The organism is Methylomonas sp. LW13 (assembly GCF_016865255.1).
GTDB lineage: Bacteria > Pseudomonadota > Gammaproteobacteria > Methylococcales > Methylomonadaceae > Methylomonas.
Map to the genome: position 1 here is coordinate 2,700,425 of NZ_CP033381.1, position 24,616 is coordinate 2,725,040.

General features: G+C 48.2%; 22 protein-coding genes and 1 pseudogene. 8 read left to right on the plus strand and 15 right to left on the minus strand.

The window, feature by feature from the left end; all coding sequences use genetic code 11:
- The first annotated feature begins 200 nt into the window (after positions 1-200).
- On the plus strand, positions 201-521 hold the full coding sequence (locus JL719_RS12050; protein WP_033156177.1) for a hypothetical protein: 321 nt from the start codon (positions 201-203) through the stop codon (positions 519-521).
- Positions 522-714: 193 nt separating this feature from the next.
- Here JL719_RS12050 and JL719_RS12055 read toward each other — a convergent pair whose 3' ends face one another.
- Both JL719_RS12055 and JL719_RS12060 read right to left on the minus strand, forming a co-directional pair.
- Entirely contained in the window at positions 715-1,848 is a 1,134-nt protein-coding gene (locus JL719_RS12055) for a methyltransferase (protein WP_033156176.1), read from the minus strand.
- A 1-nt stretch (position 1,849) separates the two neighbouring features.
- Complete coding sequence (locus JL719_RS12060; RefSeq protein WP_033156175.1) at positions 1,850-2,461, minus strand: TetR/AcrR family transcriptional regulator; 612 nt, start codon at positions 2,459-2,461, stop codon at positions 1,850-1,852.
- Between the two features lie 276 nt (positions 2,462-2,737).
- Here JL719_RS12060 and JL719_RS12065 point away from each other — a divergent pair, with 276 nt between their 5' ends.
- Positions 2,738-3,487: an IS5 family transposase gene (locus JL719_RS12065; protein WP_129871393.1), complete on the plus strand. Its 750-nt coding sequence runs from the start codon at positions 2,738-2,740 to the stop codon at positions 3,485-3,487.
- Between the two features lie 164 nt (positions 3,488-3,651).
- Positions 3,652-6,915, plus strand: a complete 3,264-nt coding sequence (locus JL719_RS12070) for a hypothetical protein (protein WP_033158618.1) — start codon at positions 3,652-3,654, stop codon at positions 6,913-6,915.
- Positions 6,916-7,058: 143 nt separating this feature from the next.
- On the opposite strand, the gene JL719_RS12075 is transcribed toward JL719_RS12070, so the two are convergent.
- From JL719_RS12075 to JL719_RS12100, 6 genes and pseudogenes are all read right to left on the minus strand, one after another.
- A complete protein-coding gene (locus JL719_RS12075) occupies positions 7,059-7,928 on the minus strand; it encodes an AraC family transcriptional regulator (RefSeq protein WP_225892844.1) in 870 nt (289 codons plus the stop codon).
- 66 nt (positions 7,929-7,994) lie between these two features.
- The gene (locus JL719_RS12080) at positions 7,995-9,035 is read right to left on the minus strand and encodes an alpha/beta fold hydrolase (RefSeq protein ID WP_084153415.1); all 1,041 of its coding nucleotides are present in this window, start codon (positions 9,033-9,035) and stop codon (positions 7,995-7,997) included.
- Between the two features lie 40 nt (positions 9,036-9,075).
- On the minus strand, positions 9,076-9,555 hold the full coding sequence (locus JL719_RS12085) for a flavodoxin domain-containing protein (RefSeq protein ID WP_051670357.1): 480 nt from the start codon (positions 9,553-9,555) through the stop codon (positions 9,076-9,078).
- 418 nt (positions 9,556-9,973) lie between these two features.
- Positions 9,974-11,623: a phage tail tape measure protein gene (locus tag JL719_RS12090; RefSeq protein ID WP_033158620.1), complete on the minus strand. Its 1,650-nt coding sequence runs from the start codon at positions 11,621-11,623 to the stop codon at positions 9,974-9,976.
- Between the two features lie 17 nt (positions 11,624-11,640).
- Positions 11,641-11,958 (minus strand): hypothetical protein, encoded by a 318-nt coding sequence (locus JL719_RS12095; RefSeq protein WP_033158621.1) that lies wholly within the window; start codon positions 11,956-11,958, stop codon positions 11,641-11,643.
- A 240-nt stretch (positions 11,959-12,198) separates the two neighbouring features.
- Positions 12,199-12,441, minus strand: a pseudogene (locus JL719_RS12100) (Tn3 family transposase); the annotation flags it as partial.
- 152 nt (positions 12,442-12,593) lie between these two features.
- Between JL719_RS12100 and JL719_RS12105 the strand changes: the two are divergent.
- From JL719_RS12105 to JL719_RS12115, 3 genes are all read left to right on the plus strand, one after another.
- Positions 12,594-13,091 carry a helix-turn-helix domain-containing protein gene (locus JL719_RS12105; protein WP_051670359.1) on the plus strand — a complete coding sequence of 166 codons (498 nt, stop codon included), beginning with the start codon at positions 12,594-12,596 and terminating at the stop codon, positions 13,089-13,091.
- A 127-nt stretch (positions 13,092-13,218) separates the two neighbouring features.
- Positions 13,219-13,785 (plus strand): glycine-rich domain-containing protein, encoded by a 567-nt coding sequence (locus JL719_RS12110; RefSeq protein WP_051670361.1) that lies wholly within the window; start codon positions 13,219-13,221, stop codon positions 13,783-13,785.
- Between the two features lie 161 nt (positions 13,786-13,946).
- Positions 13,947-14,090, plus strand: coding sequence for a hypothetical protein (locus tag JL719_RS12115; RefSeq protein ID WP_165385955.1), 144 nt, complete (start codon positions 13,947-13,949; stop codon positions 14,088-14,090).
- Positions 14,091-14,200: 110 nt separating this feature from the next.
- On the opposite strand, the gene JL719_RS12120 is transcribed toward JL719_RS12115, so the two are convergent.
- On the minus strand, positions 14,201-14,635 hold the full coding sequence (locus JL719_RS12120; RefSeq protein WP_033158623.1) for a hypothetical protein: 435 nt from the start codon (positions 14,633-14,635) through the stop codon (positions 14,201-14,203).
- Positions 14,636-14,838: 203 nt separating this feature from the next.
- On the opposite strand from JL719_RS12120, the gene JL719_RS12125 reads away from it, so the two are divergent.
- Together JL719_RS12125 and JL719_RS12130 are read left to right on the plus strand one after the other, a co-directional pair.
- Positions 14,839-15,399, plus strand: a complete 561-nt coding sequence (locus JL719_RS12125; RefSeq protein WP_033158624.1) for a recombinase family protein — start codon at positions 14,839-14,841, stop codon at positions 15,397-15,399.
- A gap of 2 nt (positions 15,400-15,401) precedes the next feature.
- The gene (locus JL719_RS12130) at positions 15,402-18,368 is read left to right on the plus strand and encodes a Tn3 family transposase (RefSeq protein WP_033158625.1); all 2,967 of its coding nucleotides are present in this window, start codon (positions 15,402-15,404) and stop codon (positions 18,366-18,368) included.
- Positions 18,369-18,412: 44 nt separating this feature from the next.
- Here the strand turns inward: JL719_RS12130 and JL719_RS12135 are convergent, their stop codons facing one another.
- From JL719_RS12135 to JL719_RS12160, 6 genes are all read right to left on the minus strand, one after another.
- On the minus strand, positions 18,413-18,910 hold the full coding sequence (locus JL719_RS12135) for a hypothetical protein (RefSeq protein WP_033158626.1): 498 nt from the start codon (positions 18,908-18,910) through the stop codon (positions 18,413-18,415).
- A gap of 62 nt (positions 18,911-18,972) precedes the next feature.
- Complete coding sequence (locus JL719_RS12140; RefSeq protein WP_033158627.1) at positions 18,973-20,319, minus strand: phage major capsid protein; 1,347 nt, start codon at positions 20,317-20,319, stop codon at positions 18,973-18,975.
- 26 nt (positions 20,320-20,345) lie between these two features.
- Complete coding sequence (locus tag JL719_RS12145) at positions 20,346-21,131, minus strand: head maturation protease, ClpP-related (protein WP_051670363.1); 786 nt, start codon at positions 21,129-21,131, stop codon at positions 20,346-20,348.
- A gap of 743 nt (positions 21,132-21,874) precedes the next feature.
- Complete coding sequence (locus JL719_RS12150; RefSeq protein WP_051670365.1) at positions 21,875-24,109, minus strand: bifunctional DNA primase/polymerase; 2,235 nt, start codon at positions 24,107-24,109, stop codon at positions 21,875-21,877.
- On the minus strand, positions 24,096-24,272 hold the full coding sequence (locus tag JL719_RS12155; protein WP_020485748.1) for a hypothetical protein: 177 nt from the start codon (positions 24,270-24,272) through the stop codon (positions 24,096-24,098). The genes JL719_RS12150 and JL719_RS12155 overlap by 14 nt, the downstream gene beginning before the upstream one ends.
- A gap of 82 nt (positions 24,273-24,354) precedes the next feature.
- Positions 24,355-24,606 (minus strand): hypothetical protein, encoded by a 252-nt coding sequence (locus tag JL719_RS12160; protein ID WP_033158629.1) that lies wholly within the window; start codon positions 24,604-24,606, stop codon positions 24,355-24,357.
- Positions 24,607-24,616 lie beyond the last annotated feature (10 nt).

Sequence of the window (24,616 nt, forward strand, 5' to 3'; positions counted from 1 at the left end):
CATCGCTGCTGAATTATCGCCTTGTCTCCCGGAAGTCTCTAACCTTCTGCCTGTCTCGGAGCATAGCGTTTCCTTTGGTTTTTAGAAGCTCCCTTCCCTGAGTTTTTGGTATTTTGCGGAAAAAATCAGATGTAAATTTTGACTTTGAACATGGTAAAGCCGAATATTGAAACTACTCTTTAGCATTTTTGGATAAAAAGATGACGTTTCTTAAAAAAATATCTGCCCTAGCCCTGTTATCTCTGACAACGAATACCGCCTGGTCCGAACCTGTTCACTTTTGCAAAGTGCAAAGAGTTTACGAAGACGATGTCAGCGTACAGCCAAAGATTGTCCATGAGGACTGCTCCGGCGTCGCCTTTCTTTGGTATGCCAAATTTTACGTCGAAGCATCCTGCTGGCCCGGCGCTATCGAATTATTGAAGGGTAAATGCGAACAAACTGAAGTCGATTCCAAAGACTATGCTCCAGAGCCAACGGCAACCGAAACCCAAGAAGAAAATCAGGAAAAAGGCCTTTAGGCAACAAACCCTATCAAGCAGAAACGCTTGGCCTGTGGTTTAGATTTTCCTTCCCTGCGTCGATTGCCTTCAGACTTGCCGGTAAGGCCCACGGCAACCATCCGCCGGACATGCTGTTGGCCGTCCGGCCGTGAAATGACCAAGCCTGCCGAAATTCATCCGTAGGCGAACTCGCGCCATTCGAATTCCGGAATCAGGCCTTGCCGGTGCTGTGAACCGCCCGCAGCACCAATATTTTCCCGAACGTTCGCAAGCTCACCACCTCTTGAAGTACCAATCCACTGGCATCGAACAGTCGCCGCCATTCGGCCAGCGTTCGCTCCCGGCCGCGGGTGTTGACGAACATTTGCATGTCGAATGAGGCTGCAGCGATGTCGGTCGGACTATCCGGCATCACCATCTCCATCACGGCGATGGTCGCGTCACAGTCTGCGGCAGCGCTCGCCACCCTGGATAAAGCGGCAATGCAAGTGTCGTCGTCGAAGCCATGCAGCACCGCGCTCAGCAGGTAAATATCCTTGTCGCTATGCGCCTTGGGCACGGCTTGCAGTAGGTCCCAGGCTTCGAAGTGCATACGTTGCAGTGCCGCACCCTCGCCTTTTTCCTGCCAGAACTGCGCCGCGCCTTGGATGACCTGTTCGCGGTCGGCCACCAACGCCGTAAGCTGCGGATGGCGTTTGAGGATGGCAAGCGATTTTGCACCCTTGGAGCCGCCGACGTCGAGGATGCGCTCGAAGCGCGACCAATCGAAATCGGTAACAAAGCTGTTCCCGGCCAAGGCTTCCACGCTATCCATCGCCTGCGCGAACAGCGCATCGAATTCCGGATTTCCGTCCATATAAGCGTAAAACGCCTGCCCGTGCGCCGATTCGAACGGTACGCCGCCGCTACGAATGCCCTGCTCCAATTCCTCGAACCATGGTCGGCTCATTTCCGGCGAGTTGTGCATCAGCACCATCGCCCGTACGCTGTTGGGATGATCCGGACGCAGGTAAGACGAAAGCTTGTTATTGCGGAAACGGCGCGGCGAGACTTCCTCGAACACGCCCATCGCCGCCAACATGCGCAGCAAGCGGTAGAGGGCATCGGCGTCGGCGCCGACCCGGTCGGCCAAAGTTTGGGCGCTAGCTTCGCTTTCGGCCAAAGCGCCGGCAATGTCCAACCGCGCGGCGACAGACAGCGCCCGCGATTGCCAATAGGCCGAACCGATCTGGATCAGGCGGAACGGCGCCGGCACAAGTTTGTTGCGCAGATTTTGCAACCAGGCGCCGAATCTGGCGAGTTTGGCGAAACGACACACCGCGCCGACATTCTTTTGTAACGTCATGTCATGCCCCCGGTTGCGCGGCAGCCATGCCCGCCGCCAATAGTTTGCCGTTGAGCGCAGCGAGTTCGTCGAGGAAGGCGTCGTCCATCTGCCCACCCATCTGCTCCTCGAAGATGTCTTTCAGCAGCATGGGCATCATCGCAAGGCTGACGAAAGCCATGCGCGCCACGTCGGGATTGATCGCCGCATCCACCTTCCCGGCTGTCTTGAGTTGTTCCAGCCGCCTTGCGCCACCGCTGCGGCCGCGCTCCAGCAACTGCAGGATAAAACGCCGGCCCGGCCCGTGGTTGAGGGCAAGCACCTTGAGGATGAGCTTGGGAAATTCGGGATGCCGGCGCATGGTGTCGTAATAGAGGCGCAGATAGTCGGCAAAGCCGCCGGCCTCGGACAGCGTATTGCTGTCGAGCATGTCCAGGAGGGGCTTGAGCGTCTCGCGGATCATTTCTTCGTAAAGGCCTTCCTTGTTACCGAAGTAATAGCGGATCATCGAGATATTGACGCCCGCCTGGTCGGCGATGGCGCGGGTGGTGACTTTGTGGTATTCGTCGGCGAGAAAACATTCCAGCGCCGCCTTGAGCAGGCGCTCGTAAACCGGGTCATTAATATCGTTCATCGTAAAAACTCCTGCAAGCCATGATGACGGCAGGTTAGCACCGGCGGCACAGCTGCCCTAGCGATTTCGCCAATCAAGATGAGGGGTTTGATTGAAGGTGATTCTGGCTTCCAAGCTTCAGCTTGGGAGCCAGAAAAATCGATAATATGCCGGTATTGGGTTTGCACGAGTAGAGTGGGTTGAATGATAGGGGCTGTTGCCATTTTGTCATAATCCCTTTGAAAATCGATTGGCGAGCCATATTGATTGAGTTTTCAATCAAACGATAACTAGCGAATGCCACGCCAACTGCTTACAGATACCCACTGGGAAAAGCTCAAAACGATTATGTTGAGTTTCAGCATTTACGACAAACCCGGTCTTCGGCAAACGGTCGAAGGGATTTTTTATCGCTTGCGTGTTGGCTGCCCTTGGCGAGACTTGCCCGTCGCTTTTGGCAAGTGGAATGCCGTGTACAAGCGCTTCAATGCCTGGTCACTGCAAGAAAAGCTGAGGGGTATCTTTCAGGCGCTAGTGATTGAGCCTGATTTGGAATGGCTATTTATTGATGGCAGCATTATTAAAGCCCATCAACACAGTAGCGGCGGCGCCCATGAAAATCCAACAGCCATCGGGAAATCGGTCGCAGGCAACACGACCAAAATCCATATGGCGGTTGATGCCGGTGGACTTCCCATCCAGTTCTCGATTACGGGGGGCGAAGTACATGACTGCAAAGAAGCGCCGGAATTTGTGGCCAAGCTCCCCCAGGCGGGCTACATGATTGCAGACAAAGGGTATGACAGCGAGCCGTTACGGATTCAAATTCGAGACCAAGGCACAGTCCCCATCATCCCAAGAAAACAAAATTCAATAGTCGGGAATGAGGAAATGGACTGGTGTCTCTATAAATATCGCCACCTCGTTGAAAACGTATTTGCGCGACTGAAACATTTTAGAGCTATTGCCACCCGATATGACAAACTAAAACGCAATTTTGAAGGTGCTATCGCCCTGGCTTGTGCATTTATATGGTTACCGATGTGAAACGGCAACAGCCCCTAATGAAACCCAGCTTAGAAGCGGATATGTTTTGTCACCCTGAGAGTATTTGTTGAATGTAAAGAACTCGTTTATTTCAAAGTATCTGCCGGGTTTCGCGTTGCTCTACCCAGCCTACGGCCATCGGCTTGTAATAGAATAAATATCATATGAAAAAAGCAAATTTTTCTCAACTAAATCACAAAACCTTTAAGCCTTCTGAATTTATGAAAGCTAGACGACCAGAACAATTTTCTGATTCACAAGTAAATTCAGAACCACTTATTCCAAAAGAACAATTTGATTATCATCTTGCAACGATGACAGAGCGTTGCCAAGAAAAGGATTTTGAGAATTTTTGCAGATTACTAGCACAAAAAGAAATTTGTCCGAATTTGACAATACAAACAGGTTCTACTGGCGGCGGCGACAGCAAAGCTGATACTGAAACCTATCCTGTTTCTGATGAAATTTCCTTAAAATGGTATGAATGTATTGATAGAAAGGCCGCAAATGAACGCTGGGCTTTTGCTATTAGTGTTCAAAAAACATGGAAGACAAAAATCAAAGGTGATGTTGAGAAAATTGTTTTAACAAACAGAGGTTATAAACGTATTTATTTTATGTCTAATCAGGCGATTCGTGATAAAGATAAATCAAAAATACAAGATGAATTGACAAAAAAATATGGATTACCTGTTTGGATTTTAGATAAGCAATGGATAGTTGACAAGGTATATTCTAATAATCGTTTTGACATTGCAATTTCAACTTTAAATATTTCATACATCGAAAATAAAAAGTTAATTGGATTTAATGATGCGGAAAAACTATCTGACTTAGCAACAGTTGAAAAACAAATTGATGGTTTTGATTCCTATATAAATTCAGGCTATCTATTTGTTGAAGATTGTTTGTATGCTGCTACCTTATCACGAGAATTAGAAAAACCTCAGTTTGAAGTATATGGGCGTTTTGAAAGAGCCAAGCGTGTTGCAGAAGAGTTTGGGGTTAACCAGCAAGTTATTAGAATCACATATCAACATGCTTGGACAGCTTATTGGTGGTTTAATGATTTTAAGCTTGCTAATAAACTATATGATGTACTTGAAGCTTTATCCATCAACAGCAATCAGGTGTGGGATTTAGAGAGGTTATGTAATTTATTCACAGTACTTCAAACAGCGACACACACTGAATGTTTAACATCTGACGAGGCAAAATTAGACAGCCGATATAGCGCTCTGCTTAATAAATTGTCTACCATTGCTAATGATAAATCAAGACCCAATACCTCAACTGCTGCCAAGTTTCATATATTGCTTTTAGAATTATCCAAAGCATTTATGGATAATAAGTCACTGTCTAATATATTTTATGAATTGCAACTATTGCTGGATGCAACTCATAATTTAATAGACGTTCCTATTGATCCATTAATAAAAATCATAAAAGAGTTAAATAACTTTATTGACGATAGTAATTTTGACAATTTGTTTGAAAAAATCATTGCGATAAGTTCTACGCAATTAAGTAATGAAGAAAAAGGGAGGCTACTGATTCAAAAAGGATTAAGAAAGCTACAGTCAAATAATGAACATGAAGCAATAAAGCTATTTGCTAGAGCAATAAGCCATTTGTTGCAATATGAACATAGGCATGACTTTATTCAAGCTCAAGCTCTTATTGCAAGCACTTATGAATCAATGGGATTATTTTGGGCAGCTCGTGGCTGTTATGCTATTGCTGTTCATCAAATAAATAAAGACTTTGACGAACATGGCACAATGCCTCAAGTAATGAGCAGTCTATTAAGTCATTTAGTTTGGATTGAAATTAGGCTAGGAAGAGTACCATGTGCACTTATGTGGTTAAACTTTAAAAATATAATTGACTTCCATATACTCGAATTAGTACCAGACCAGAAAAGCAACAGTAATAATGAACTTATAGATACAGTTTTAGGGATACTAATCCTTAAAACAAAATACACTGATTTAGACAATCTATCATTCCTTCCTGACTTACTCGATAGATTAGGTTTGTTTATGTCTGAATTTGCAGCATTATATGCGCTTGGACATGATAAAGTAATTAAAGCAGATTTTAAATTTGAAAATGATTTATATGAGTTTTGTACAAGCTGGCTTAATCAGCCTGCAAACACAGAATTACCAAAATACTCTGTTTGGAATGCAGATAAAATAATTTCGATTAGCTCTTTAGTTTTAGGTGTCAAATTTAATTTTGATTTACCTAATGACAAAGAGTTGCTCCTGTTTGCAGAGTCAATACTATCGGCGATAGAGTGTTTTTTAACAACTGGACTGACTCATAAATGGTTTCCTATTCAAGCTAATGTTAATTGCATATTAAAGACAGACAGCACATTAAGTTCAATTTATTATAAAGAAGTCGAAGATGATTGCGGTGAAATTGCAATACATATTTCAGCTCAGCCCGATATTTTATTTTTATTGCAAGATACAAAAGCCCATAAAGATATTTTCGAGCTTGTAATGAAAATTATTTGTGAGGCTGTAATATATCAAGATGATGATGGTATGAAAGCCATGATAGAAGAAGATTTAGCTTTGGATAGGATGAATCATTTGATTAACTTGCCAACAATTTTAGATAATATATTAGGTTCTCAGCTGAGATATTCTATAAACCAATGGAAGGCTTATGAAAGCGATAGAAAATTTGAGCTTATGAGAGATCAACCCTGGTCAAAAGACCTATATCATTCAAACACGACTTTCAATAAAAATACCTCTGAAATTGAACACAAAGATTCCATTTCTTATTTACAGGCCAAGCACAATAAAATTTGCTCGACTTCTATTATAAATGTGAGACTTTGGGATAAAGCAAAATGGTTTGGAACTCTATATGCATTTATACCTTACTCACCAATTCCGATACTAGGCTTAGGATTCAGAAACGTAACAGAGGGTTTAAAAATCTTTAACGGCTGGAGAAAAAGATTTGGTAATATTGACGCTAATGAAGAAATTAATATCTCCATCATTACAGGCATAGATAAAAATAATCCGCATAATTATAAAGTAATGGTAAGCCATAATATTGATATATTGGGAAATAAAAACTCAACATTACTCATGTGCGTGAACAGATTTCACACGATGACGCCCAATAACTCAATAAACTTAGATAATTTTAAAAAATACTTATCGAGAGGATTAGGTTATTTACTAATTCCTGCACAATATTCTGAAAACTCTCCACCAGAAATGGCAGAACAAAAATATTGGATTAAGAAAAACAAAATTAAGATAATTGAAGCTTGGAAAATAGGAAATCATGACATAGAAGCATCAGCGATTAATGAAAATGATATTCCTATTATTCCAGACAATGTAGCAAATCCCCCTGTATTTGAGATTCTTCATAAACGCGGTAAGGCGTAATAAATGATAAGGCCGTAGGGCGTCAATAGGTGTAGCCGTATTGCGCCGCATGTTGGTCATTAACGTTTCGGCGCGCTACTCTAAAGCTAATGCGCCCTGCGCGGCTGAGTTTTACCATGGATCAACTATTCGACCGCTTTCGTTTACACCAAAGGCAGATATACATCCGTAATCTGTTCGTGTTCGGGCGTTTCAGGCACCCGTTTGATGTAATGAAAAAACAGTGGAAATTCCCGCAATTCCTCTCCGCTTTCCGGCAGCCACTCCCGGTAAAGGTAATAAACACTGTCGCTAATCCGGTCGGTCGAACCGATATGGCGCACCACGGCGCAACGTCCTCCCGGAATCAATTTGTTAATCACCCCTTGCGAGTTTTCCGGCACGGGTTGCTTGACCTCGCCACATACATCGAATCGGAATGATTCAGCGGGCGTGACAGCCGGGTCGTCATACGCGATACCAAACGTCCGACTGCTGGCGATCGGCGACAAGCCGCTCTGCTTGCGCCAGTCTATGAAGCCTCTGACCGACTCCATTACCAGGCTGGGCGGGCCACGGTGCTCCAAGACGGCTATTGTGGTTTCTGAAAATTCGACGATGTTGACGTTCATCTGCGGACTCCTGATTCGTTGGGGTAATAGCATGCGCTCATTCCAAGGCTGCCATGCTGGGTGCTTTCGAAATTGAGTAGGCGTTTGTCCGAAGCATTTTTTGAATGCGCGGGAAAACGATTCCGCATTTAAGAAACCGGCCTCCAATCCAATATCGGTAATGCTGCGCTGCTCCTGAAACACTAGTTGGTAAGAAGCCTTACGCAAACGCAATAACTGGATGTAGCGTGTCGTGCTCAGCCCGGTGTAAGCGGAGAATTGCCGTTGAAAGTGAAAGCGGGAAAAATTGGCCTGTTTGCTCAGTTCATTGACCGACAGCGGCTGGAACAGATGCTTGTCAATGTAATCGAAAATCCTATCGAAGCGCATGGCATAGGCCGCGCTGGCCGTTTTATCGTCCACTTTCATACCTCCTCAATCGAGCGCTACTGTAACAAGCGCAGAATCATCTCGCCTGACTCAACGTGCTCAATTGACCGGAGGCATATCTAAAACAAATTCGCGCACTGCGGCGACGAATTCATCGGCCTGATCGTGCATGATGAAATGGCCGCTGTTGCCGACCACGATATGCCGCGAATGGCTGGACAGACGGGCCATATCATCCTGTTCGGCCAGTTGAATTTCGGCAAGCGCCTTTTCCGCTTCGACATCTTTACCCGCTCTCTCCGCTTCGCGCGCGACAATAGCCAAATCCACCAGATTGCTGGCGGTTAGCACCAATAACGGGAGATTGCCTAAGCTGCGTGGCGGCGGTGTCGTCGGATCAAGTCCTTGGCGCATGACGGCGATTTCATTGACCACCGCATGAGCGGTATCGGTGCGATTTTGTATCGCGGTTTTCGCGGCCAGGATTTCAGCCGGTAGCGGAGATGGCCGGCGGTCGGCATCGGCGATGCCCAGCAGCCTGACGATACCGAGCCGCGACAACGGTTCCGCAATTGCGATTTGCCGGGCTTGTTTCCGATAATCCCAAGCGGCATAAGGATAATGGTGCATGGGGCCTTGTTCGTGCGACGAATCGACTAGAACAATACCCTGTGTCTGTTCGGGAAACCGGTGATAGAAAGCACGCACGTAGATTCCGCCCCGCGAATGGCCAACCAGCACAAACGGCGGGGCAATGCCGGCTTTGTGCAATAAGGCCAGCAGGTTTTCAGCCACCGCTTCCGGCTGGATGGCGGCGGCTATGGGATCGCTCCAGCCCAAGCCTGGGCGGTCGTAGGCGCAAACGCGCATGGTCTGGGCCAGCTTGGCGTGAACCGGATACCAGCTCAACACGTTTTCGCCTAGGCCCGCTTCGAGAACCAACGTTGGCGAACCGGAACCCATGCAATACAGATGAAAATTCGCGCCGTTCACCGCAATCATCTGCCCGGGCGGCGGGAATGCGGCCAGGTCGGCTGCGGTTCTTTTGGCTTGATAAAAGGTGCCCGTTAGCGCGGCGAGACTGCCGATGGTCAAACTTAAGAGCAAGTAGCGCATACGCCGCGATAAAACGAATGTCATGTCAGCCAACGAAAGAATGAATTGCGAACAATGGAACCACCTACATAAAACAGATACGCGGTGCGAATGCATTCACACGCTCCCAATCGGTAAACTCAATCACTAGATTGGAATTGGTAGGCCTGTTAGTCATCCACATGATGCAACGGATGATATGTCTATCTAAGAAACGACAACTTGGATAGTCAATTTTTCCAGCAAAGACCGCCAACTCACAAGGCTGCCACGCGGATTCTTTCAGAAACTTTCTAATATAAGGATTGGTTTCCGGTCGATTTTTATCAGGCTTTCGTGCCGTCAGATTGACCGAAAAAAAAGCGCTGGGTTTGTTGATCAGGATCGCTAAATTTCGGCGCACCCATTCGTATTGTGTTTTTTGCCGATGCAACAAATTCGGCCGAATGACCTGTGACGTTGATTCGTTGACACTGCCTGCATTGGCATAAAAAGACAGACGCGGCTCGGATTTCACTGCGTATTGAACCGCTCCGCACATGCAGCCGCCTTCAAATTCGCTCATGCAATCTCTCGATGTTAGGCGTGGGGAAAAGCAAATGGCGCTGATTTGTATTCCATAAATTCGCTTACTATCTGCTTACCAGAAACTTACAAGCAACAAAAAAGGCCTAGGTCGTTAAACCTAAGCCTTTGATTTGTCTGGTAGCGGGGGCAGGATTTGAACCTACGACCTTCGGGTTATGAGCGCCAACCAATAACAGGCGAACACATCGGGACACGCTGAAACGTCCTATGGATCAAGAGGATAACAGAAATTGCCCGAAGGTCAAGCGTGTTTCGATGCGTTTGGTTTGTGTCTGAATGTGCCCTAATATGTGCCCTGCCTTGCGCCCTCGGGCAAAAAAACCGATGGTCTATAGTGCCAAAAAAAGCCGCCTGCATTACTGCCAGGCGGCTTTTGATCCGGCTAACCGATCAAGTTACGGCATGCCTAGATACATAGCATGGGTAAACCCATAGCCCACATCCACATTCGACCGAACCGGCCCACGGGTTTTACTCGGAGCCACTCGCATCGTTGCGGGTGAATTGTCGAACCGGACATTGACGTCAACCCCGCCTTTCACCGATCCAACAATATTTTTTTGGTAGCCCGGTGCCCGCATGCCTTCGCCGCTGGGTAATTGAACCCCCGAGAAATCAGGCAACAACGAGGCAACCGATTTACCCAAGAACATGGGCACGCTGCCAACCAGTTTTAACAGTGGATCGTTCGAAACCCAGTTACCGATATATTTGAACATATCGATTAGCGGCTGGAAAAAATCCTTGATCCTGCTGAATCCTTCCTTAAGCCGGTTGACGATGCTATCCCAGTTATCAATGATCAACGGTGCCGCGACGATGGCCGCTTGTGCCAGCAACATCAGTGGGTTTAACTTCATGGCCGCCGTTATTGCGCCGATACCGCCAGCCAAACCCCAGGCCGCAACTTTCAAGCCGACAAAGGCGCCGGCCATCTTCGCCGCTGTCATCACCGCCGGCCCATTTTGATCAATAAAGCCGGTGAGATTTTCCGATATACGGTTGACGGAGTCGGCAGCCGCTTTAAGTTCCGGCGCGTACTGGCTGCCGAATTTCGCCATGAAATTTGACCAGGTGCCGCCGGCTGTCTCCACCTTGTTAGTGAGCGTGCCGGCGGAGTTGGCGATTTTGTCCAGCAGACTGCCTTGGTTGGCCATCGCCTGCACTTGCCGGTTATAGCTTTCCAGGGTGATCAGCGCGGCTTTGCTGGCGTGCTCCTTGCCGAACAGGTTTTCCAATTTCGTAAAGCGTAGCTTGCTCGGTAGGTGGTTTATTTTGTCCAGGTCGGCAATCAGCTTTGGAATGCCGGAGAATTTATTCAGCTTGGTGGCCTGGTTGATAATCTCACGAATGCCGGTACCGGCCTCTTCACCTGAAATACCCGTGCTGGTAAAGACCGAGACCAACGGCAGCATTTGGTTTGCCGCCTTTAGGCCTTCTTCACCAGCGACTTTCAACGGGCCAGAGACACGGGACATAGCATATTGCAATTCATCCAGCTTGGTGCCGTTGAACAACACCCTTTGGATAGAATCGGCAAACGGCACCATATCACTGTCGGCAATGTTAAACGCCCGGCTGAGCTTACCCATTGATTCCGCCGCACTGTCATAAGTCACATAGATGTCTTTGCCAACGACGCCAAGGTATGCAGTGGCCCTCAATACGCCATTGGCAATAGAGTCCGCATTCACGCCAAAGGCTTTTAGTGTTGACGACATCGCGTTAAAGTCGGCTGTTGTTCCGGGTAACTGAGTTCCCAGCTTTATCGCTTCCTCGCTGATTTTCTGGAATACCGCCGGGATATTCCCGTTCTTATCCATCAAGGTGTTTTGCAGGTAGACTGCGGAATTCTCTAAATCTATAAACGCTTTGGCTGGTACCGCCATCGACGCGACAAAACCGGCGCCAAGCATCGGCGCACCATTGCCGACAGTTCTTAATTGTCTATGCAATATGTTTAGGTTTTTGGTGATTTGCTTCAAGCCTGGCGACATACGGTCAACCATACTTATCACGGCTTTTAAATCGAAGTCTTTTGACATGATAATTCTCCTGTCAGCTACTGGACGGAATACAAGCGGCCGTTCCGTTCGTGTTGGGTTTTAAACCAAGGTGGCGCGTCGCTCGTTGCCGACCGGCAGAACGCTTTGCCTTGATCTTTAAATAACTCGACCGCCCAAAGTTTTACTTCGGGATGAGCGGCTTCAAGTTTCTGCTTAATTTCAGCTAACTGTTTTAGCTTTGGCACGGTTACGCTTTTCACAACATTCTTTTCAAAGGATGTGTCCAGATAGATGCCTTGGCCTTCTTGCTTAAGCTCGCAGCGTGTCAAAAAATGCCCTTCGGCGGTGGTAATGGAAAATCCCATTTTTTTCATAACATAATCCTCGGTTAACGCTTAACCATTGGCTAAGCGTGGCTGACATGCCCGCCCTTGCGCGTGATTTAATGTCTTTAGCATTTGTGTGCTCAGCCAATAGTCGCCATAGGTAAAGAATCCGGCTCGCTGCCAGGGTGGCCTGTCAATAACGCCAAAGTGAATTAGCTCGCTTTTGATATGATCGCCAGCGAGTTTGTTGGACTGGGGGTAGTCACAGAATTCGGAAAAAATAGTACGCTAAGACTTTTCAGTGGTTCGTAGCGGTCTGAAATGCCCTTCTTCAATCTTTCGGTTCTGCCGCCAAATGTAATCTCCGGTCAAATTGATATGCTCCCAGCCCAACGGCGACAAGTATTGCAGTAGCGCATCGTCAACAGGCTTGTCTGACTCTCGCAGTTTTTCAACAGCCCTTTCCAGATAGACGGTGTTCCATAACACGATGGCTGCCGTCACTAAATTGAGGTCGCCGGCACGATAGCGATCAAACACATTAGAACAAAAATCGCTTTTGCCCGCACCATACGAAAAGCGTGGTATACGACTTCAAATGTTCATATCGACAGCTGAGGATTGCCTATTGGGAAATTGTAATGTACTATTAGGACATCATAACCTTCAATTTTTGGCATTAGATGAAAGACTATACAACTTGCTTTAATTCCTTGACGCTACTCGTTTTGAAGGAAATTCGACTCGAAAAAGGAATTCAGTCCTCTCAACTTGCGGAACAAACTGGTCGGAGCCCGAGTGCCTGGGCGAAAATTGAAACAGGTAAAAGCGCTTTTCCAATGGACTCGCTATTCCAAGCGTCTCGAGCGCTTTGGACGCCAGCATCCGCAGTTATAGCCACCGCCGAAAGATATGCTGCATTTCTTGGACAAAGTAATTGGGCAGTGCTTAATTCACCTTTGAGTTCGGAAGAAGACGACTTGCTTCAAATCGCTCAAAAATATTATGAGAGCCTAGGATTCAAGCGTAGGTTTCAACCTGCATTTGGTCATGTTGGATTCAACGGATTTGGGCTTAGCATTTTAAATAGCCCGATTTTTTACCCTGATGGCTCCGTTCAAATCGTTGATGTTTTCCGATTTGCACTTGATGAAGAGTTTCGTAAAACGCAAGAAGTCTAAAATCGGCGGCATCGCTTGTTACGCACATTTTTAAAATGTCGGCAATCACATATTTTTATTGGGAGTGGACAGGCCGGGATGCTAGTGTTTTCAAGGAAGAGGAATTTTCATTTAGTGGAGAATTATTATGGAATTCATTAATATTGATTTAGAACCAATTAAATTTAAACTAATGAGTGAAAAAACAGGACTTGGATGGTCTCTGGAATTTTGCGATAAAGTTGAGATTCAATACAAACGGTGGATGACATGTATCCAGAGATACCAGAATAAAAGATTTGTTCCAAGTCATTACATCGATACATTTTGGCATTATCATATTCTTGATACAGAAAAATATGCCGCCGATTGTTATGCTTGCTTCGGCTATTTTGTACATCATTACCCATATTTTGGAATGCAAGGAGATGATGATAGAAAAAAGGCCGATATTGCTTGGAGCGAAACAAAGAAAATCTTCAAATTAGAGTTTGGGTATGAAATTGATGATTTAGAAAGATCATATGGTATTAAAACTTCATCTGATTGCGTGAATTACCCAAAAGATTGCGGCCCAGGAGCATGTTATGGTCAAGAATGCAATACGCCAGGTGAGTGCGAGAATAAAATTGGAAAATTGGTGACCAAAGATGTGATTCTCATCAATGAGATGAGACCTCGTCCTATAAGAGATTCTGTGTTGATGCTTGCGTAGCAAGCAGCATGCGTTCGTTAGATGATTTATTGAATAGATATGCTACAAACTTGTCCTTAACAAGACTTGATCCTCAAAGTAGCGGGTTGCTCTTGTACTTTATTGGTTTATTGCTAGAATGTTCCGTGCAATAAAATTTTTTTCATCAAAAAAGGTTTGCTATGAAAAGATATAAATTTGCTGTGCACTTTAAAAATGGTACTGTAATGGAGCAAATTGTCCTTGGGGATAGTCCAGAAGATGCTGCAAAAGAATTTAGTTTACGTAATGATGTAGAGTCATTTGAGTACATTGGACCCGCATAATTAAAATTTAAAAAAGTATGGCGCTTAATTTCCGCCATACTTTTAATTTTTAATGGGTAGTTGCAGAGATCGGAAAAAAGTAAGCATTAATAGTTTTCTTTATCATTTCTTTACCCGTTCTTGGTTAGTTCATATCCTCTTACGATATCTCCAATTGTAGGTTGAGTCACACCATATTGATCGGCAAGTTGTTGCTGTGTGTATAAACCTGTCGCATATAACCCTCGAATTTCATTTTTTTCCTTTTCGGAGAGACGCGCAGTGCTTGTGCTGGGCATACAAGCAGCCATTTTTTCCTCTAATTTGGATAATTCTGAATTGACTTCATTTAGCTCTTGGCGATGTTTCCAAGCCTCTTCAAATGCATCTTTGTTGCAAGTCTGAGCTGAAGCAGCAATTTGAAACACTGTGTTGCTGAGCTTTTCAGCCTTGTCTTTCAGGTCCTGGAATGCTCGTTTAGTTGTTGCCACATCTGAGCGGGTGATTTGCTGTTGTTGGGCAACCTGGATAATGTTTTGTTGTGTTGAATCAGCAAAGGTAGGCATAAAATTCCCCGTTAAAAATTCAAATATAACACATAAATTAAAATATGTGTTTAATGTGTGTCAGTATGACGTATACCCTAACCTGATGTCAGGATGTGAATTACTTTAGCGTCAGAATAGGGTATATTTTTGAAAATATTGACACATGCCACCAAAGGCTATAGAGTTCATCCTGACACTTTTGGTTTTTTGGGGACAATTATTTGCAAGGGCATCGTATCGGTTACATCAGAGTCAGCTCGTTCGATCAAAATCCGGAACGGCAATTGGAACAGGTCGAGGTCAGTAAGGTTTTTACCGATAAGGCGTCTGGCAAAGATACCGAACGCCCGGCTTTGGACGAGCTACTTGCGTTTGTTCGAGAAGGCGATACAGTTGTCGTGCATAGCATGGACCGCTTGGCGAGAAATCTGGATGACTTACGACGCTTAGTGCAACAGTTAACCAAACGCGGCGTCCGTATCGAATTCGTCAAGGAGTGTCTGACGTTCACCGGCGAAGATTCGCCGATGGCCAATTTATTGCTGTCGGTCATGGGGGCGTTTGCCGAGTTCGAACGGGCGCTGATCCGTGAACGGCAGCGCGAAGGCATTGCGCTGGCTAAACAGCGTGGCGCTTACCGAGGGCGAAAGAAAGCACTATCGACTGAGCAGGTAGAAGAGTTACAAAGCCGGGCCAGTGCCGGTGAACAGAAAGCAAAGCTGGCTCGCGAGTATGGTATTAGTCGCGAAACACTATACCAATATCTGAAAGTCACTGAGTAATCATGGCTAGGCGCTCGGTTTTGTCTGCTACGGAACGGGCCAGTTTACTGGTTTTGCCCGACACTCAAGACGAACTGATCCGCCACTACACCTTCAACGAATCCGACTGGGCACTGATTCGGCAACGCCGGGGCGATGCCAACCGCCTTGGATTCGCTGTACAACTATGCCTGCTGCGCTACCCTGGCTATGCGCTTGCCCCTGATGGGGCAATAGCGGAATCGTTGATCCAATGGATCGCCGGCCAAATCAAGACCGATCCCGGCGTTTGGCGAAAATACGGCGAGCGCGATGAAACACGGCGCGAACATCTCCATGAACTGCGCGGCTATCTTGGATTATCGGCCTTCGGATTATCCGATTTCCGGTTTCTTGTGAAAACGCTGACCGATCTCGCCATGCAGACCGATAAGGGCGTGGTGTTAGCGGCTCATGCTTTGGAAGCACTACGCCAACGCAAAGTGATTCTGCCGACGCTTACCGTGATCGAGCGTACCTGTGCCGAAGCCATCACCCGCGCGAATCGCGGCATCTACCGGGCGTTGGCCCAGCCGCTCACGGCGCTGCATCGACAACGGCTCGACGAACTGCTGAAAATCAAGCCTGATTCCAACACGACTTGGCTGGTTTGGCTACGCCAGTCGCCTTTGAAACCTAATTCCCGCTACATGCTGGAGCACATTGAGCGGCTGAAAACATTTCAGGCAATTGCTTTGCCGGACAGCATGGGTCGGCACATTCATCAGAACCGGCTATTAAAAATCGCGCGCGAAGGCGGGCAAATGACGCCGCAGGACCTTGGCAAGTTTGAAAGCGAACGCCGATATGCCACGCTCGTGGCTGTGACCTTGGAAAGCACGGCTACCATTATCGACGAAATTATCGATCTACATGACCGCATCCTGTTGAAATTATTCAGCGCCGCCAAGCACAAGCATCAACATCAGTTCCAACAACAGGGCAAGGCGATCAACGAAAAGGTACGATTATTCTCAAAAATCGGCCACGCCTTATTGGATGCCAAGCAATCGGATAGCGATCCTTACGCCGCAATCGAATCTGTTATTTCCTGGGACGACTTCCAGCAAAGCATCATCGAAGCGGATCAACTGGCCAAACCCGCAGCATTCGATCACTTACACTTGGTTACCGAGCAGTTCAGCACTCTCCGCCGCTATACGCCGGATTTTCTGGACGTGCTGACGTTACGAGCGGCACCGGCGGCGCAGAATGTGCTGGATGCCATTGAGGTGATTCGCATGATGAACGGTTCCGGCAATCGCAAAGTACCGACTGATGCGCCGACAGCTTTTATCAAGCCGCGCTGGAAGTCGCTGGTACATACCGACCAAGGGCTTGACCGTCGCTTCTATGAAATCTGTACACTCACCGAACTGAAAAACGCGCTCCGTTCCGGCGACATCTGGGTACAGAGTTCCCGGCAATTTCGCGACTTCGACGAATACCTGTTGCCTTCCGTGAAATTCCAAGAACTCAAACAGGCAAAAGTATTGCCGGTCGCCGTCAATCCGGATTGCGAACAATACTTGCATGATCGGTTGCAGTTGCTCGAACGACAACTGAGCACGGTAAACCGTTTGGCATTGGCCAATGAACTTCCCGATGCCATAATTACCGATTCCGGTCTGAAAATCACCCCATTGGATGCAGTTGTCCCCGAAGCCGCGCAACAATTGATCAACCAGGCGAGCATGTTGCTGCCCCGCATCAAGATCACCGAATTATTGATGGACGTGGACGACTGGACCGGCTTCAGTCGGCATTTTGTGCATTTAAAGGATGGCGAGCCGGCTAAAGACCGTACGTTGTTGCTATCGGCAATCCTGGCCGACGCCATTAATCTGGGACTCACCAAAATGGCCGAGTTTTGCCCCGGCACAACTTACGCCAAACTGTCGTGGCTGCAAGCCTGGCATATCCGGGACGAAACCTATTCCGCCGGATTAGCCGAGTTAGTGAATGTCCAGTTCAATCATGCGTTTGCCGAAAACTGGGGCGATGGCTCGACGTCGTCTTCCGACGGTCAGCGTTTTCGGGCGGGCGGCAAGGCCGAGAGCTCAGGCCATGTCAACCCGAAGTATGGCAGCGAGCCGGGCCGATTGTTCTATACCCACATTTCCGACCAGTACGCCCCATATCACATCAAGGTCGTGAATGTAGGCATCCGCGATTCGACCTATGTACTCGATGGTTTGCTGTACCACGAATCGGATTTGCGGATCGAAGAGCATTACACCGATACAGCTGGCTTTACCGATCATGTCTTCGCGCTCATGCATTTGCTGGGATTTCGCTTTGCGCCCCGCATTCGCGATTTGAAGGATACCAAGCTGTATATTCCGAAGAACGGCCAAGAGTACCCAGCGTTGGATAGCATGATCGGCGGCTACTTGAACATCAAAAGCATCCAAACGCATTGGGACGAGATATTACGGCTTGCGGCGTCAATCAAACAAGGCACCGTTACCGCATCGCTAATGTTGAGAAAACTCGGCAGTTACCCACGGCAGAATGGTTTAGCCGTGGCCTTGCGTGAGTTGGGCCGTATCGAGCGCACCTTGTTCATTCTGGATTGGTTGCAAAACGTAGAACTGCGCAGACGTGTCCACGCAGGGCTGAATAAGGGCGAGGCCCGCAACGCCTTAGCCAGAGCGGTATTCTTTAATCGCTTGGGCGAAATCCGCGACCGCAGCTTCGAACAACAGCGCTATCGTGCCAGCGGGCTCAATTTGGTAACGGCAGCTATCGTGTTATGGAACACCGTCTATCTGGAAAGGGCTGTTGAAAAACTGCGAGAGTCAGACAAGCCTGTTGACGATGCGCTACTGCAATACTTGTCGCCGTTGGGCTGGGAGCATATCAATTTGACCGGAGATTACATTTGGCGGCAGAACCGAAAGATTGAAGAAGGGCATTTCAGACCGCTACGAACCACTGAAAAGTCTTAGCGTACTATTTTTTCCGAATTCTGCGGCCACCCCGACTGGCGCATTTAGCTAAAAATCGCTTGGATGCGGCCGTCAATATCGGCAATACATGAAAGCAATCGTTTGTCATCGACAACCAGGGGCAAGGCGCGCAATTCTTCATATATGCCGTTGAGCAGGCCCGTTTTATTGGGCGTTAACGGACCGGCAGACTGTACCCGTTCATGCAGATTATTGACGGCCTGCTGAATGATTAACGGTTTCAACTGCTGTAGTTTTTGTTCCTCGGCTTGAATAGCTGACAACAATTTGCGCCGTCTGCCTTCGATCTCCGTGGCCAGCTCGCTATATTTGCGCTGGGCTTGCGCTAGCTTAAGCGTCGAGTCGGCAACCTCTTTCTCGGCTTGTGCAAGCTGATCGGTTGGCAAATCGCGCAACGCTTTGGATAAACTCTGGATTTTTTCAGCACAAGCCTGTCTGTCGTCCGAGCGTTCTTGCAAATCGTTCTGAAACAGCTCATCGATAATTCGCGATTTTTTCAGGATACTTTCTAAGAATTTCATACTAGCTCTCCATCCATTAATGGCCGGGCTACGACCTAAGCCATAACCCGGTTGCGAGTTGATTACGCTGGGGTTAAATCACCGCCGCGAATTGCCCCTGTTTGCTCGATAGCAAGCGCCAGGCGGCGCTCGGCTTTCACAGTAAGCAAGCCCTTGGTGAAGTTGTCGCCATCGCTATCTGACACTTCAATCCCTACATCCTGCCGATCAAAGATCGACGCAGCGGCTAAGGCATCGAGAACCGCGAAGGTATCGATTGTCACCGAGCTTGTCTCGACGACCGGCACGCCGAACAAAATCTGCTGGAAGCCATTGGCGATATCACTTGAACTGACAGCCGCCGGCGTGGAGGACAACAGATCTAAATCAAACGCTAACCAGTCCGCCGGATTAAGCAATATGGCGCCCGGCGTATAGCCCGCTGAGCGCAAATCTGCTATCACCTTGCGGATTAAGCGATGCTTTGGCAACGGCGTGCCGACCTGTGCGGCGGTGTAGCCGTGCGCGCTGAAATTCCCGGTTTGCAGCAACCCGCTCATATTCGGCGCCACACCGTTACCGTTCACAATTTGTGCATCAACACGGCGTTGAACGCCGTACATCAGGCGGGCGTTGATGTACGCGGCCATGAGGGCGTTATCCGCCGCCAGTTGTTTGCTGACCTTCATAAAGTGCGTGACGATCGATACGGGTTGTTGAACCAGGGTGACAGTTAAGCTGGATTCACTCGAAGATCCCCCTTCCGCGGTCTCTGCAGCAGCATTGGTAAACACGTTCTCACGGCTGTATTCAATCAACGGCGAATCGGTCGGAAAATGCTGGAATAAATCCTCAACGCGCAGCGGCGAAAAGGCCCCCGGCACGATACCGGGGCGACGGTCGACGCCGCCAATATTACCGCTACCGGTTAACGTATTATTCTGAATATCGAATTTCGCCCGCGCCCGGCCCCCGCGCATCATCTCGTTGAAGGCCGCGTTGTTAACGATTTGACCACCCCAACCTTTAGAAAGCCCGCTAAAACTGCCGCCATCGCCACCAGCGACCGCTTTTTGTTGCAGTAACAAAACTGTGTCAGCCAATTCGCGCTGTTTCAATTGAACTGCTTCCAATGCGTTGCTGGTTTCGGTAGAGACCCGATTAGACTCCTGAAGCTCTCTCTGGGCTTTCATTTGGAAGTCGGCCAGTGATTTTTCCACGCCGTCCAGCAGTTTCATAACCGCGTCGGAGCTGCCAACCGTGCCCGCCATCAGCAGGCCAGTGAATAACTGACTGTGATCCAGTGCGGCCAGTCCGGACAGTCCGGACAGTCCGGCGGCGACCTCATGAGGTGCGGCGCCAACATTGAAAGCCAGGACCAGCAGCCCAAAGGAAGCCATGCAAAGGCCGATAAATTTAAAAGTCTTCATAAATATAATTCCTGTAAAAAATGTGTTTAGTTGAGGATCGATTTGGGTATTTTTAAATTTTCCAATCGTTCCATAATTTCGTCGTCGGCGTTGTCGACTGCGGGCCGATTGACCACGTTTTTCAATCTGCTCACAAAGGCGGTTGCTTCACGCTTAGTGAAATGCAAGTCTCGAAGCAGTCGCTCAAAGTCTCGCTCGTTCTCCACTTCATCGAAGTCCGGCTCACTCATGGGCGACATCTTGAAGCGGTGGTCAAAGGGCCGGGATTTGGCTGCCAAGCCAACACGACCTATAACCTCATCGCAAAACCCTAACGCCTTGGCTTCCGCCGCTGACATCCAGGTCTCTTTGCTCATCATGTCGACAATCGCTTGGCGGTCTAAGCCGGTACGCCGCACATAGATGTCGGCGGCGCTGCTTTGGATCTTATCCATCAGGTCCGCCATATCGCGCAGCTCTGCCGCATCGCCATAAGCCCCGCCTTGGGCGTTGTGGATCATCAGGAAAGCATCTTCCGGCATGCTGATCCGGTCAGCGGCCATCAGTATGATCGAGGCCGCGCTGGCCGCCAGGCCGTCGACATGTCCCAATATTTTGGCCGGATGGTTTTTCAGCGCGTTATAAATCGCCAAGCCATCCAACAGGCTGCCGCCAGGTGAATGAATGTTAAGCTCTAGCGTGGTAACGTTACCCAGCGCCCGTAATTCGGCAATGAATTCTGCCGCCGTAATGCCACCAAGCCCAATCTCGTTAAAGATGCTGATTTTGGCGATAGCTGCCGTTAGGTTTTTAATTTGATACCAGTTTTTCATTGGTTGTCTCGCACAAAAGACGACAGAAAGCCGTCGATTAAAATCGTGGTTTAAACAATACGATTGACATGTGCTGTTGCTGCATCTCGCAGCAGAAGGTTTGTCTGATCGCGGCCAGCATCTCACTGGTTCGCTAGCCTTACCGGAATCACTCCGGTAGAGGTTGATGCCAATCTAACACGCAGGATTGCCGATAACAGAAAGATATAGGCAAAATATGCACGATTATCTTTCCTTAATAATATCAATAACATAATGGGCTTTTTCTATTCAAAAAATCCTAAATAAAAATTTAGCTGGCTAACGGGTCACGGGTAACGAACCTCATGACTTTTCACCCCCCCCCATTGCTATACCCCCATCCCAAAACTCGCGCGCCTGCAAGAAACTAATTGCTATCGGTCTAGCCTGGGGTTGCGTTTGACTTTCCACCCGCCCCCTTGGACAGCAGCCCAAGATAACGGGACGGATCACCCGTATTTTTTCAACAAGGGGACGGCTACAAGCCGCGTCGTGCGTGGCTTTGGCGGCAATCCGTCCCCTTGTCCCCTGGTTTTTTTGATACTGCTTTCTTTCGTGTGTTTGCATAAGTGTCCTGTTATTACCGTTACTCTCTATATCTCTAACATGTGTGAAAAATAAGGGGACAAGGGGACACATGGCCCCTCAGCCCACGGATAGCAAGGTCTTAGCGCGTCCCGTTATCTGTCCCGTTGACAATAATAAATAGGGGCACATGGTGACTAATCTCTTCGTGCGTCATACTCATCCAGCCACTTGATGGCCGACTGCTGCCGCCACTCCTCAACATCCCGCACCGCAAATAAGGCAACCTTCTCGCGTTTGCCGGTCGAGCGCTTACACATCATCGGCAAACACCCCAACTCAGCCATCACCACCCCGATAGATTTGGCGCTGTATTTATCGCGCATGGCTTTGGCCACATCGATAGACCGCACACAATCAACGTTGAACGGATAATCGCCCGCAGCAATCATGTCCTCAATCTGGTGTTTGAGCGGTGACTGGCTTGTGCCGATCAGCTCTGATTTGAACCGGGTCAATGGTGCTGGTTGCTTGGGATTGAAGTCGCTAAGGTCTCGATCCAGCAACCAACGGACCACCAGACCATTGCCACCACCATCAAGCCAGACTCCTAATTGATCGTAATAGTCTTTTGGCATTGGTTTCGCGTCAGTCCACACCGCAAAGTATCGCCTATCGTTTTCAGATATATGCAGAGCATCTTTGTAGTTGCTCATAAAGATGGCCTGAACGATGTTTGGTGTTTCGTAAAAACCACGACCAAACAACCGAACCCTCAACATTTCGGGCGGCGATGCCAGCATGGGCTTTAATTTGTTTTCAAGGTTCAACCCCTCGAAAATCTGAATTTCTTGAAAAATAACCAACTTGGAATGGTGTAAATAATCGGTGAATGTCTCTTTCAATTCCCCCGCCGGCGGCTCACAGATATTGGCTTCCCCAAGCCCGTACCGCAGCGGGTTTAACAACATATCCTTACCCACTCCCATGTTCCCAGCGATTAAAATCGCATGATTAATCTTGGTCGACGGACGCTGCAACGTGCAAGCCATCCAATCTAGCAAATGATTCTGTTCCTCCCGATTCGGATACAGATAATTTAGGTGCTCAAGCCACAGCTCCACGTCCTCCCGCGTAGCCTCATCAGGTAAACTGACGCCAGGATCGCGCCAAATATTCCAAAGCACCGCACCGTCACGATGAACCGGGTTATCCGTTTCGCCAGGCAGATAAATCAGACCGTCAACCTTGATAGTGGCTGGATTTTTTAGAAAAACAGCCGATGGTTTGTGATCAGGAAAGACATGCAGAAACGCACCGTCGAAACCGTCTCGACTCAACTCGTTGCGCGTCACGGTATCGAATATCCGATTGTGATTTTTCAGAAATACAAAGCGCTGAAATTGCTCAGTATTGCCTGGCGGGGCCGCATTGGGTTTACGCTTTGATTTATTTGCCTGCGCTGGTTTTGATGTTTCTGTCTGAGTGGCTTCAGTCGCATAAACCGACAAAGGCGGCTCAGGTGGTCGAGATACTTCCGGCGGCGAATAACCGTTGCCTTTGGCAATACCAAACAAGGTAGCCAGGTTTACCCCGCCACCCGGCTTGAATGAATTCCAAACTCGCCGCTGATCAGCCAGGTTGAACTTGTCCGACTGCTGCGACCACTCACCCCACAACCCAAAAGCCTGATCACCTGCCCCGGTTGAGTGTAACGCCATGCCTATGGTGCGCCATTGGTCTCTGTCGTCAAAGTCTGGAATAAACCCCAGTGCCGCGCGGATTTTCTTAACTTCAACCGCCGCTAAAGGATTTGCGACCGCTGGTTCAGATTGCGGCAGGATCGCCCGCTTTTTAGCGCGTAACTTTGCTAGAAGGTTACTTGGCATATCCGGCAAAGATGCACCTTCCAAAGGCGAATCACCATCCCAATAATATTTGCCACCCGTCACATGATTGGATGGTTCGACAACAATAAACCCACCATCCCCGCGAAGATCGATCCCCGGGTAAAAGTTGGTTGTCGACACACACTCTTGACCGGCATATTTGAAACAAATATGACTACCACCTGAACCGGTCACCTGTACCACATCATCCGGGATTGGGCCGAGTTCACGCTTCATCTGCTCCAGCGCATCATCGCCACCATGGCGAGGATCAACATCGAGTACAAAAAAACCAGAGGCCGCGCCGGTTCGAATACCGATATTCGCCTTAGGCCATTTTTTAAACCAGGCATTTAATGTCTTTGTATCCGTAGCGGCATCAAGCAGCCCTTTCTGCAATAGCGGATGTTTGCCAGCAGACCGGCAATCAGTTTTGCCGCAGCTGCATATACCCCGCTCGGTAATCCAGTGCAACGGCAACACTGGCCAGCCCAGCGCCGCATACTTCAATGCGTACTCAAATCGGGATTCAATTGCTGGCATTGAGCGCCTTCTTGTAATGCTCGGTAACGAATGCCACCCGGTTACCCCGCAAGCACGTCACGCAATAGCCCTCACGCATTAAGCGCTTTTTGCAGGTGCCGCCGCATAGCCGGCATTGCCACATAGGTTCCTGCTTTTTGTAACAGTTTTTAAACTTCGTCATCAAAATCACCCATTCTCATTTGCCATCGGTCCGACTCGACCGCAATCCGCGCGGCCACGTTGATAAGTCGTCTGAAAGAGAATTAGGCTTTTTGACTAGCAAACCACTTCGTAAATAATCGCTCGTTGATGTAAAACTTTCTGGCCGACAAAATCACCGCGCCGGACTTTGACAATCCATTGCGCGCGCGATTACGCATGAACCAAGTCAATTGACCGGGTGTGAACTTGTCAGCGTACTTTTCCTGGAATTTTTCAAGAATAATAATCTCCCCTAGAGAAACATCATTCAAACCGGCGCAAGCGCCGGCAAAGTTGCCTTGTTGTTTTTCCATAGTTATTCCT